A 12325-nucleotide genomic window follows, 5' to 3' on the forward strand; every position below is an offset into this window, starting at 1 on the left:
GGAAGCGAATTAAAACAGGGATAATTGACCGGGCGCGACGACTGGCGATTTGCCCTTTACCATAACCGGCCAGGCTCCTTCATGTTTCAACAACCACTCTTTTCGCCAGAGTCCACCCGCGTAGCCCGTTAGCGACCCGTCGGATCCGATAATCCGGTGACAGGGCACGACAATCCAGAGGGGATTACGGCCATTGGCAGCCGCTACGGCCCGAATGGCTTTTTCGTCTCCAAGATGCCGGGTCAGTTCCATGTAGGACTGCGTGGTACCAAACGGTACGTCACGTAACACTTTCCAGACCGCCTGCTGAAAGGCAGTACCGGCCGGATTAATCAGGAAATCGAACGTTTGTCGCATTCCGGCGAAGTATTCGGTCAGTTGCCGGGCGGCTTCGGCTACCGGCTCGTCCAGGAATGTCTCTTGCTGGGCTGGTCCGCCACAGCCACCGTCCAGACAAGATATTACGCTCACGCCCTTTTCGTCCCCTTTTATAGCTGTCAGCCCCAGGGGCGACTCAACGTATGTCGTGGTCATGGTAATATCTTAGCCAAGAGGAAGGTCAACCCGATTTCCTCTTGGCTAAGATAGCGACTTTATCGATTCCGCAGCGGGCGGAAGAACGTCCGTAATTCGTCAGCCAGTAGTTCGGGTTCCTCCAGCGCAGCAAAGTGCCCTCCCTTCGGCATGTCAGCCCAGTGCTGAACATTATAGAATCGTTCGGCAAATTCGCGGGGAGCGGGCACAATGTCCTTCGGGAAAATTGTGATACCAGTTGGCACCTCAATTTTGGGCAGGTTACTCTGGCTTTCGGACTCTTGTTCGTCCCCGTCGTTCGGCTGTTCTTCATCCCAATAAGGCGTAAAGGAAGAGCGGATCGTGTTGGTTACCCAATAGATCATGACGTTGGTCAGCAGTTCGTCTTTCGTGTACCTATTTTCGAGCTGCCCATTTGTATCGCTCCAGGTGTAGAACTTTTCGATGATCCAGCCCGCCAGCCCCACGGGGGAATCGCTTAGACCATACGCCAGCGTTTGTGGTTTTGTCGATTGCATCATGGCATACGCACCCTCCTGCATCTGCCAGTGCTGACCGGCCTGCAAATAGTGTTTTTCCGGCTCGGATAACGCATCGGGGTTCGTAGCAAACAGTCGCCAGTAAGGCACATCGATCAGATGAATCCCCGTCAGGGCGTCAGCGTGAAGCATCGCCAGGGCTTCGGTAACCCCGCTTCCCACATCGCCCCCGTGCGCTCCGTACCGCTCGTAACCCAGCGTTTCGGTCATGAGTTTATGCAGCAAATTGGCCGTCCATTGGTTGTAGTTTCCCGTTTTTTGGGGCTTGTCGGAAAAACCGAAACCGGGTAAGCTCGGCACGATTACGTCGAACGCGTCTTCGGCCCGGCCACCGTGGGCGGCCGGGTCAGTCAGGAGAGGAATCACCTTGGCAAAGCGGTAAAATGAATCCGGCCAGCCATGACTCAACAGCAGCGGCATAGGCTTCTCCCCTTTGCCGCGTTCGTGGATCAGGTGCAGCCCGTACCCATCGATCTCGGTTCGGTAGTGAGCAAACCGGTTCAAGGACTCTTCCTGTTTCCGCCAGTCAAAACCGGTTCGCCAGTGCTGCACGAGTTGACGTAAATAGCCAGGATCGGTGCCGTACTGCCAGCCAGCGTTAACGATTTCGTCGGGCCAGCGGGTATTGGCCAGCCGGGCCTGTAAGTCATCCAGTATTTCCTGAGAAATGTTGATCGGAAAGGGTTTCATCGTCGTTTGGTTTAGCGAACAGCCAACGCGAGTTCTGGTATTCCGGGAATTACTTGTCGCTGGCAGTATGTCCTTGTGCGTTATTTCGCTTAGTTAGTATGGATAGTGTCGTGAACAATAAGCCGATCCACTTCCAGCTCACCAATGCGGAGCTTGCGAATATACCCCCGTCCAATGGCGAGTTGCCCAATGGCGATTGTCCCGATTGCCAACGCTCCGATGGCCACAGCGCCTACGGCCAGCGCACCAATAGCCAGCCGTCCCGCAGCCGCCTGACCAATTTTCCGACTGCCGATCTTAATCGGCCAATGAATCTTTTTCATGAGTTTGCTCGATAAACTAGTTATTCAGGTCGACCTGTTACAGCCGGGCCGGCCCTTGAAAAGTAACCACATTGATTCAAAAGGGTTTAGCGCTCTTTTACGTTACTCACCAAGCCAGGACCACAAACGATTCGTCGTGTTAATCCACGACTTAGTCCGTGTTGCCGTCGGCTTCGATCCTATTATCGCTCCCTTATCAATTACGTTCTTTCCGGGCAAACTCATTGGACAAGGCGTTTGCTTTCTGCACCTTTGTGTAGATACTCCGCTGCCAGAACAGATGTCATCCGTTCGAACGGCGCTACGTAATCGTCCTGGCTTTTCGCAGCAGCGAACGTATGACTAAATTTTTCTGCCTGATTCTTTTTTGTTTTGGAATTCTGACGGAAGGCTTTGCTCAGTTAGGCTGGCCCCCTGTTTATGAAATAAAAACCGATACGGCTCTCCTTAAACCGGATACGACTTACTTTCAGGTTCTGGACGATGCTACCGGCACAATGACCTTTGATCAGGTCCGACGCAGCGCTGATTTTCAAACAACTCCTTTTTACAATCCCAAACGGCATGCGCACGTCTGCTGGATTCGGATGCGGGTCAAAAATACCCTCGCCTATCCACTTGACCTGTACTTCTGCGATTTTTCCAGTAGCTACCTTGATTTGTATTGGCAGGATTCAAGTCGGGTATGGCGTCACAACCGGACAGGGGTGCTGGTTCCTTATAGTGAACTACCAGACAGAAAGGGAAATAAAGAGCGAAGTCGGCTCTTTCTCCACCTTCAACCTGGCCAGCAAATCGTTCTTTACGAGCGGGCCGAAAACACGTTCTGGCAAGCTCCTTTGAGGTATATCTACCCCCAACTTCAACCCGAAAAAGATCGTATTCAAGCCGCCTATAACTTCGTCCGAGTCGAGCGGGGCCTAGAGGAATATTTCTTCGATGGCATCAAGATCGGCGTGCTGTTTCTGGCGGTCTGCTACAATCTATTTGTGTTTTTTTCGATCCGGGATCGCGTCTACCTTTACTTCAGTATCTCGCTATTCTTCTTTATGTTAGATCGAAACCAATACCGGATTCGATCGGTCTTTTTTGAGCAACAGCCCTATCTCTTTACCCTGATTGGCAGCTTCTTTTTCCTTACGTTTTTTGTATTTTTCATCCAGGCAATCCGCAAGTTCATTCAGCCTGTACCAGAGCTTTCCCGACTCAACAAAGCGGCTGGCCTATTCTTAGTGCTGACTGCGCTGGTAAACATCTTTCAGTTTCTGTCCCCAAGCTTCCTGCCGCTACCGCTTGTGGAGGTAGCCATAGTCCTTGAAATACTGATCCGGATAACCTTTCTGCTTTGTGTTGTTCTGACCATGCGCATGATCAGGCGAGGCTCCACCGACGCGCGGTTTGTGTTGCTGGCTACAGGCCCATTATTCCTGTACTGGATGAAAACGTTAGTCGGGCGTTTGTTATGGACTTACTTCTCATACGACCTACCTGAACCGATAAACATTGAACCCACCTACCTTGAAAATGCCTGTTTTGGCTGGTTAATTCTTTTCTTCTCCGGAGCGCTCATTAACCGCTATAATCTGGCTCGTAAACGGGTGGCGGAGCAGGCCCTCGAAAAAGAACAGGTCGAGAAGGAACGGGAGATCGAACGAAATCGACTGATGGCCAGCCAGAACGAACGGTTGGAACAGCAGGTAAAAGAACGTACAGCCCAGTTGCTAACGTCACTGGATGAATTAAAGGCAACGCAGGCTCAGTTAGTCCAAAAGGAGAAGTTAGCCTCGTTGGGCGAATTGACGGCGGGGATAGCCCACGAGATCCAGAACCCGCTGAATTTCGTCAACAACTTCTCCGAAGTCAGCAGCGAACTCGTTACGGAACTTGTCGACGAACGCCAGAAGCCTGACCGCGATACGGAGCTGGAACAAGAGCTACTGGACGATCTGAAAGTAAATCTGGAAAAAATTACGCATCATGGTCACCGGGCCAGCCGGATCGTCCGGAATATGCTCGACCACGCTCACTCCGGGAGCGGTGAACGCACAACCGTTAACCTCAACGACTTGTGCGATGAGTACTTACGCCTGGCGTACAATGGCGTTCGTCGGTCTGGCGATCCGCGGTCCGGCGATCCGGCCAAGGACAAACCGTTCAATTGCGAGTTGGTCACCCATTTCGATCCCAGCATTGTCCCGGTAGCGATCGTTTCTCAGGAGATTGGCCGCGTTCTGCTAAATCTATATAACAACGCTTTTTACGCTGTTCACGAAAAACGTAAGACCGCTTCTGCGCCTTACCAGCCTCAGGTCAGTGTCAGCACCAGCATGAAGGGCAGCCAGGTAGAGGTTCGTGTTGCCGATAATGGCATTGGCATGGATAGCAGTATACAAGCTAAAATCTTTCAACCATTCTTCACCACCAAGCCCACCGGCGAAGGTATTGGCCTTGGTCTTTCCCTGAGCTACGATATCGTTACCAAAGGCCACGGCGGGTCACTACACGTCGAAAGCCAGCTCGGCCAGGGAACCGAATTTATCCTTAGTCTTCCAGCTCATAGCTAGTCAATAGCGTAGTACGATTGGGCAACCGTTCGTCCGCGAAATAGAGTCCGGAAGCTGATTTGCCGCGGGGCCAATTAAAACCCTATCCTTCTGCCCGTCGTTAGATGAGTAACTACTTTTCTGTATGGTCGTTCCAGCGCCAAAAAAATTCGTTTCCGTTCTTCGCCTGATCCGGGAAGCCTTCACGAACCTAAAGGCTAACGATCCTATCCGGATGGCGGGAGCAACATCTTTCTTTACGTTTTTTGCGCTGCCGCCCATTGTTATCCTGCTTAGCAACGTACTAAGCCCGGTCCTGAACGAGCGGCATCAACTGGTCAGCTACCGCCTGTTCGCCGAATTAAGTAAGTTGCTGGGTCCCCGGAGCGCCGATCAGCTTCAGGATATTTCGCAGCACCTCCAGAACCGGCCTCCCACATTACCGATGACACTCGTTGGTTTGTTTCTTTTGCTACTGGCCTCGACAACGTTATTCAACGTCGTGAAGAACTCGCTCAATCAGCTCTGGAACGTCCGCCCAAAAGCTGGCCTGAGTTTTATCCATAGTCTGAAGGACCGGGGAATTGCCCTAACGATCATTCTCTTTTCAGGATTATTATTTTCCATATCGCTGACCATTGATCAACGGCTGGTACTAATCCAGCAAAATATGCTTACCAGCACGCCCACCCTACGCGACTGGTTGTCAAGCGGGGGGAATTACCTACTGTCAGTCCTTGTCATCACCTGCTGGTTCGCCAGTATCTTCAGGTATCTTCCTGACGTCCGGGTTCCCTGGCGAGCGGTTTGGGTAGGCGCGTTGGTAACGAGTATTCTATTCAAACTGGGCGAATTGATTTTAAACCGGCTCTTGATTAACAGCCAGGTGGCAAACTTGTACGGTGCCTCCGGGTCAGTTATTCTGCTTTTATTATTCGTCTTTTATTCGTCCCTCATTTTTTATTACGGGGCATCCTTTACCCGGACGTTTGCCCGACGTAGTCAGCCTGATCCGGAGCCAGCGGCCACTGCCGTTAGCTACGAGATCACCGAATTGCCCGCTTCAGTTCCTGCGGAAACTACTGGCAAAGAGGAAAAACATTGAGGATAATTCCTTATTTTTAAGACTAAATTTTCTCTATCTTATCACCATCTGACTATTTTTTGGTAGTTTTACCATAGATAATAAACAATCTGTGAAGAAAGCGGTTTCCATAGGTCTTTTCCTCCTCTTGGTCTATCACACGCTGGCCCATGTGCTGGTGTGCGCGAGCGCCTGGTGGCAGGCAGAGCATGACCTAACGGAACGACTGCTGATCTTTCGGTCGGTAGATAGTATCGTCGAGTTTCAGATTCCACTGACGGGCACCTCCGACGCCACCAATCTGGTGAGTACCACTACGGAGGGCTTTAGTTATCATGGCCACTATTATACCGTAGTGAGCATGGATCTCAAAGGTGATACGTTGCACATCGCGGGCCTGGAAACGCAGAACCGCTCGTTCTGGCAAAGTGACCTGCTGGCGTTCATGAACAAACACCTGGCGACGTCCAACGACCCAAACCAGCACACCAACAAACTACTTAAGCTTCTCCTGAAGGAGTACTCTCCCAATCCACCCCTGTCGTTCGCCTTTCTCCTGCCGGGCTGGCAGTCGGCTGTTCGCATTCCCGAACAACTCTTCTTCGTAGCCACCCGCGCCCTGCCTGTTCATGCTCCCCCACCAGAAGCGTGCTAACACGAATCAGTCTGTTTATTTACGCCCATGGCTTACGTAGCGATGGTCTGTGAAAGCTGTTGAGTCTTTTGGATTAAGTAGATTTTTGTTCTCACGGGTACGCTTCTGATAAAAGAAACCCGTGCTGGTAACCCAGCGCCCAGCTTTAAGCGTGCGCTCTAGGTCTCAGGACAAAATTCCAGACAGCTTCATAGCCGCTACAGGTATTTGTCGCGTCAACTGAGTGCTCTCAGCACTAGGTGATACAGCATCAGTCCTGCTACGTATGGGTTAAACAACTCACTGATTAGCCCTCTCCTACCGGGTTCAATGATTCCGTACTCACGGTCATGTTCCCGTATTTACTTACGACTCCGTAAGTCTTTCTCTTTTGTCAGAATCGGGTGGTCTATTCTTCCTGCTTCTATTTATTACAAGTTATTAATGATGGTACGTTTATCCAACACGTGGCTGGCTGGCGTTTTCCTGCTCTTGACAGGCGAACTCACGGCTCAGACGCCTGTTTACAGGAAAAATACCGATTCCTTAACTGCCCGTACGCTACGTCAGGTCACCGTTAAAGGGGCCAAGCCAACTGTTGTGGAGGCTTTGCCCAACGTGTACGGTACATTCCTGATGGGCGGTAAACGCAGTGAAGCTATCCGTATAGCAGATATCGATGCAACCGTAGCCGAGAAAACACCCCGGCAGTTATTCGCCCGGATACCTGGCGTTTTCGTCTACGACATGGACGGCACAGGCAATCAAATTAACGTTGCCACGCGGGGGCTAGATGCTCACCGGTCCTGGGAAAACAACATTCGCCAGAATGGCGTGATCACAAATTCTGATATGTACGGCTATCCCGCCAGCCACTACTCTCCGCCGATGGAAAGCATTGAGCGGATTGAATTGCTGCGGGGAACGGGCTCACTCCAGTACGGTGCTCAGTTTGGCGGGATGCTCAACTACGTAACAAAGCGGGCCGACACAACCCGCCGGTTTAGCTTTGAGACAAACAATTCCGTAGGATCGTACGGGTTACGCAGTACCTACAACGCCATCGGCGGACGCCTTGGCAAATGGACGTATTACGCTTATTATTACCGGCGTCATTCGGATGGGTATCGTCAGAACAGCCGCTCCGACGCGCAGGCACAGTTTGCCTCAATTCATTATCAGGCGAACAATCGGCTGGGCATTACGGCCGAACTGGGACGATCTACGTACGTGTATCAGATTCCAGGTCCATTGACCGATTCGATGTTCTACCAGAACCCGCGTCAGTCTACCCGCAGTCGGAATTATTTCAACCCGGACATTTACGTCCCCTCGCTGAAACTCGACTGGCGGCTATCCGACCGGACACAACTCTCGTGGACAACGTCAGCCGTACTGGGTGCCCGCAACAGCGTGCAACTCGACGCGTTTGCTACCGTACGGGATGTCGTTGATCCAGCAACGGGCCAGTACCGCAACCGGCAGGTCGACATCGATCATTTCAACAGTTATACCTCCGAACTGCGGCTCCTGCACCGCTATCAACTGGGTAACGTAAGCGCTACGGCTGCGGGTGGGATTCAAGTAATGAGCACCGATCTGCACCGGCAACAGCAAGGACAGGGAACAACGGGCGACAATTTTGACCTGACGCTGGTCAACCCCTTTCGGCGCGACCTGCATTTCCGGACCAACAACCTCGCGATCTTCGCGGAGAGCCAGTTTCAGCTGACCCCGAAGCTGACCCTTTCGCCCGGTATTCGGATTGAGAACGGACTGACTCGCATGCGGGGAACCATCGCGTATTACGCGCCCGAAAATCTGCCCAATGACATCAGCCATCACTTCGCGCTGCTGGGTATCAATGGCCAGTATCAGCTTACATCAGCTCTGAAAGTATACGGGGGCTGGTCGCAAGCCTACCGGCCGGTGATCTTCAAGGATATCATCCCTACATCGGTGTACGAACAGATCGACAAAAATCTGAAGGATGCTCGTGGCTATAATGCCGAACTAGGTATCAGCGGCCAGTGGCAGGGCCTGCACATCAACGTAGCGCTCTTCGACCTCCTCTACCGCAACCGCCTGGGTACGCTGCTGCAAACCAATGACGATGGCAGTAACTACGTCTTCCGAACCAATATCGGTGACAGCCGGAACCGGGGCGTTGAAGCGTTGATCGAAGGGCAAATTGCCCAGCTCGGCCGGGTTCAACTCAGCGGCTTTACCTCAACCGCCTATCTGGATGCCCGGTATACCAACGCCCGCGTCTCGACGGGTCGCGACAACCGGTCAATTAACGGCAACCGGGTTGAGTCCACCCCCCAGTGGACCAGCCGCAACGGCCTGACGGCCCGCTACGGTACCGCCAGCCTGACACTCCAGTACAGTTATGTTGCGGCTAGTTTCTCCGACGCGCTAAACACAGCCACCCCTTCGGCCAACGGAGCCGTGGGACCAGTTCCCGCCTATAGCCTCCTGGATCTGAACGGCACCTGGCGCATCGGAAAACAACTGACCCTGCGCGGTAGTGTCAACAACCTGCTGAACCGGCAGTACTTTACCAAACGCCCAACGTTCTATCCGGGGCCAGGCGTATGGCCTTCCGACGGACGTAGCGCCGTGCTATCCGTTAGTTTTCGTTTATAAAAACCTCGCCAATCCCATTTTACGATGAAATCACTTTTAAAGTACCTGTTCTTTCTACTGCCGCTCGCGGGTTCCGCGCAGATGCCACACGATGCCATCTACATGAGCAAGGGCTCCGTTTGCGTAGCTGGTATGTACAGCCATACCTCCTGGAATAAATACTGGGAAAACTCGTTTAAACGCGAGAATTTAAATATTGGCACGCTTACGACGCAAAGCGCCATGGTTATGCCAGCCATCGGTGTCAGTAATCGGGTCAATATTATTTTAAGCCTTCCTTACGTCTGGACCGAAGCCAGCGCGGGTAACCTGATGGGGCAGCGGGGGATTCAGGATCTGTCGGCCTGGATCAAAGTAAAAGCCGTTAAAATCGGTGGTTTTTCGCTGCATGGTATCGTTGGGGCATCAATTCCGCTGGGCACCTACGTACCCGATTTTATGCCAATGTCGATTGGCATGCAGTGTCGTACGGCCACTGGTCGTCTGCTGGCCAACTACAAAGAGCCCAGAACGGGTCTGTACGTAACCGGCCACGGTAGCTATGGCTGGCGTAGCAATATCAAAATTGACCGCGATGCGTATCAGGCCGACGACCGGGTATATAATACAAATCAGGTGCAGGTTCCTAATGTGTACGATGCCGGAGTGCGGCTCGGCGTGCTGCACCGTACCTGGCAGGCGGAGGTCTGGGCAGAAAAAACGGGCTGCCTGAAAGGTGATAACATCCGCCGGAACGACATGCCATTCCCAACTAACAACATGCAGGCTACGTCGGTAGGCTGGTATGGTAAGTTTCAGCCTCGCAACATTGGCGTCAATGCCCGCGTGGGTTACGTCGTCGATGGCCAGAATGTTGGTCAAAGCACCAGCTATACCGTTGGCCTCCTTTACCTATTCCGTCTCTAAGCTTTCCGCTTCCCAAACGCCATGAAACATAATATTTCGCTGTCTACGATCAGCAGTTTATTCCTTGTTTTTTCACTGCTACTAACCTCCTGTAGCAAAATGCTTGATGAGCCGCAACGTTCGGCTTATCAGCCTACCAGTCTGGATGCTCAGGCAGGGACCTGGAAAACATACGTACTAACGGCTCCAACGGAAGTAACGCTAGCCGCGCCGGCCGGTGCTAACTCATCTGAGTATCAAGCTGAGTTAGCTAGTTTAAAACAACAGTCAGCTTCGCCGACCGGTACGCAGAAAGACGCCGTAGCCTACTGGGGTGCCGGAGCCGTCTACCGCTGGAATGAGATTGCCCGCGAGCTGTGCGCTCGTTACAACATCCCCCCAGCATCGACCGCAGACGGGAAATATCCTGTTCCTGATGCCGCTAATCCGCTGGCCGATCCTAAGTTTCCGTTTGCCAATCCGCCTTACGCATCCCGGGCACTAGCCTACCTGGGCGTAGCACAGTATGACGCTCTGGTGGCGGCCTGGAAGTACAAATTTCAGTATAACCGGATGGCTCCTAGTCAGGTTGACGCCAGCATCAAATCACTGTTGCCGGTCAGTAGCCTGCCAACATACCCCTCGGAGGATGCCGTCGTAGCGGCTGCTTCAGCGACTATTCTGAAAGCGATGTTTCCCGGCGAAGTGGCTTATCTGGACAGTAAACTGGCCGAACACCGCGACAGCCGACTCTGGGCCGGGATGAACGTGCAAAGTGATCTGACCGCTGGACTCGCTCTTGGGAGTGGCGTAGCGGCTAAAGTAATGGGTCGCGCCCGAACGGATGGCATGAGTGCAGCGAACAATCAGACGGTAACAGTTAACATGATCAAAGGCGCTCAAGAGCGTGGTCTTAGCGAAGTATGGGTTAGCCAAGAATCCCCCCTTCGCCCTCCTATGCTGCCCAATTTCGTAAACGTTACGCCCTGGAACTTCGATAAAGCAACGATGATCGGTCTGCGGCCCGGTCCTCCACCAGCCCTTAACAGCGCGGAGTTTACCAAAAACCTCGACGAGTTGAAGCAGATTAACAAAAGCCAAACGCGGGAGCAGGCACGGATCGCCAACTACTGGTCCGATGGTGCCGGTAGTTATACCCCCCCTGGTCACTGGCTACGCACGGCGGCCAATGCTGGTCATGACGCTCAATTCAGCGAAGTACGCATGGCCCGGACACTGGCTCTAGTTGGTACAACCCTCATGGATGCAGGAATTGCCTGCTGGGATACCAAATACTACTACTACTATCCTCGTCCGCAACAGTTTGGTATGAAAACATCCGTCGGTTTGCCAAATTTCCCGTCGTACACATCCGGGCATTCGACGTTTTCGGGGGCAGCTGCCGCTGTACTGAGCGACCTATTTCCAAGCCGGGCAACGGAATTCGCGGCTCAGGCTGATGAAGCGTCAACTTCCCGAATCTATGGTTTGATCCATTACCGCTTCGATTGCACAGTCGGGCTGGACCACGGCCGTAAAATCGGACAATACGCCATTGCTCGCGGCAGAGCCGATGGAGCTGGCAATTAAGCACATTTGGGACATACCCGCATTTTTTAGACAAAAGAAAAGGCGCAGAAACAACATTGTTTCTGCGCCTTTTTCCTTTAGACAGGGGTTTGTTACCTTGGTCACACCACCCAGCTATATTTTTTTATTTTTATTCTTGGTGGAAGTTCGCGTAGCGATCGTAGAGCTTGTCCCGGGTTCGCTTCAGCCTCATCTTTACCGCGCTTTCGGTAAGCTGAAACCGCTGGGCAATCTCTTTTATCGAGACTCCCTGTTCGTATTTTAGTTGCAGCAGTTGCACCTCTTCCGCAGGAATCCCTTCCATCAACCGACTCATGTCCCGTAGTTTTGCTTCTACGTCGTCTCCGGTGTCGGCTTCTGACATCGTATCGGCCAGATTGTCGTCCATCGATTCGGTGTTCAGTCGTTTTCCTACCCGTAGTTGATCCAGACAGTAATGGTGTGAAATGGAATACAACCAAGTCGAGAATTTCGAGCGCTGTTGAAACGTATTCATTTTACTGAATACTTTGATGAAAATGTCCTGCGTAAAGTCTTCGGCTGACTCCGAATCTTTCGTCATAGACAAACACTTTTGATACACTTTACCTACGTAACGGCTGTAGAGCATCTCGAAGTATTCGTCTTCGTTCGTCTCCTGATAGTTGGCAACCAACTGTTCGTCTGCCAGTTTCAGCTTTTCCTTTCTCATCAGTGTACTGAATGGAGATTGTATCCATTTTGTTGCCACAAAGATAGAGTAGAAACTCATATGTAACTCTACGTTACATAAATAATGTGTTTCTACATTTATTGTCGTAACATCATCCTTATTTTAGTACAATTCCATCTTGTTTAAGTAAATGAAATGTAGG

11 protein-coding genes are annotated in these 12325 nt (G+C 52.0%); 7 read left to right on the forward strand and 4 right to left on the reverse strand.

What is annotated here, in order from left to right:
• Positions 1 to 9: 9 nt before the first annotated feature.
• The 3 genes from ACYVAD_RS12240 to ACYVAD_RS12250 all read right to left on the reverse strand — a co-directional run bounded on the left by ACYVAD_RS12240 (position 10) and on the right by ACYVAD_RS12250 (position 2086).
• A complete protein-coding gene (locus ACYVAD_RS12240; protein ID WP_461139781.1) occupies positions 10 to 534 on the reverse strand; it encodes a methylated-DNA--[protein]-cysteine S-methyltransferase in 525 nt (174 codons plus the stop codon).
• A gap of 59 nt (positions 535 to 593) precedes the next feature.
• On the reverse strand, positions 594 to 1763 hold the full coding sequence (locus ACYVAD_RS12245) for an epoxide hydrolase family protein (protein WP_461139782.1): 1170 nt from the start codon (positions 1761 to 1763) through the stop codon (positions 594 to 596).
• A gap of 89 nt (positions 1764 to 1852) precedes the next feature.
• On the reverse strand, positions 1853 to 2086 hold the full coding sequence (locus ACYVAD_RS12250; RefSeq protein WP_461139783.1) for a hypothetical protein: 234 nt from the start codon (positions 2084 to 2086) through the stop codon (positions 1853 to 1855).
• Between ACYVAD_RS12250 and ACYVAD_RS12255 the strand changes: the two genes are divergently transcribed.
• The 7 genes from ACYVAD_RS12255 (at position 2085) to ACYVAD_RS12285 (ending at position 11471) form a co-directional block, all read left to right on the forward strand.
• The gene (locus ACYVAD_RS12255) at positions 2085 to 2432 is read left to right on the forward strand and encodes a hypothetical protein (RefSeq protein WP_461139784.1); all 348 of its coding nucleotides are present in this window, start codon (positions 2085 to 2087) and stop codon (positions 2430 to 2432) included. The two genes, ACYVAD_RS12250 and ACYVAD_RS12255, sit on opposite strands and share 2 nt — an antisense overlap.
• On the forward strand, positions 2425 to 4650 hold the full coding sequence (locus ACYVAD_RS12260; RefSeq protein ID WP_461139785.1) for a sensor histidine kinase: 2226 nt from the start codon (positions 2425 to 2427) through the stop codon (positions 4648 to 4650). The genes ACYVAD_RS12255 and ACYVAD_RS12260 overlap by 8 nt, the downstream gene beginning before the upstream one ends.
• A 124-nt stretch (positions 4651 to 4774) precedes the next feature.
• Entirely contained in the window at positions 4775 to 5734 is a 960-nt protein-coding gene (locus ACYVAD_RS12265; protein ID WP_461139786.1) for a YihY/virulence factor BrkB family protein, read from the forward strand.
• Between the two features lie 91 nt (positions 5735 to 5825).
• Positions 5826 to 6368 (forward strand): hypothetical protein, encoded by a 543-nt coding sequence (locus ACYVAD_RS12270; RefSeq protein ID WP_461139787.1) that lies wholly within the window; start codon positions 5826 to 5828, stop codon positions 6366 to 6368.
• A 423-nt stretch (positions 6369 to 6791) separates the two neighbouring features.
• A complete protein-coding gene (locus ACYVAD_RS12275; RefSeq protein WP_461139788.1) occupies positions 6792 to 8996 on the forward strand; it encodes a TonB-dependent receptor family protein in 2205 nt (734 codons plus the stop codon).
• A 24-nt stretch (positions 8997 to 9020) separates the two neighbouring features.
• The gene (locus ACYVAD_RS12280; RefSeq protein WP_461139789.1) at positions 9021 to 9902 is read left to right on the forward strand and encodes a hypothetical protein; all 882 of its coding nucleotides are present in this window, start codon (positions 9021 to 9023) and stop codon (positions 9900 to 9902) included.
• A gap of 21 nt (positions 9903 to 9923) precedes the next feature.
• On the forward strand, positions 9924 to 11471 hold the full coding sequence (locus ACYVAD_RS12285) for a vanadium-dependent haloperoxidase (RefSeq protein WP_461139790.1): 1548 nt from the start codon (positions 9924 to 9926) through the stop codon (positions 11469 to 11471).
• Between the two features lie 130 nt (positions 11472 to 11601).
• Here ACYVAD_RS12285 and ACYVAD_RS12290 read toward each other — a convergent pair whose 3' ends face one another.
• On the reverse strand, positions 11602 to 12162 hold the full coding sequence (locus ACYVAD_RS12290; RefSeq protein ID WP_461139791.1) for an RNA polymerase sigma factor: 561 nt from the start codon (positions 12160 to 12162) through the stop codon (positions 11602 to 11604).
• Between the last annotated feature and the right edge of the window lie 163 nt (positions 12163 to 12325).

It is taken from the genome of Spirosoma pomorum, assembly GCF_054776615.1.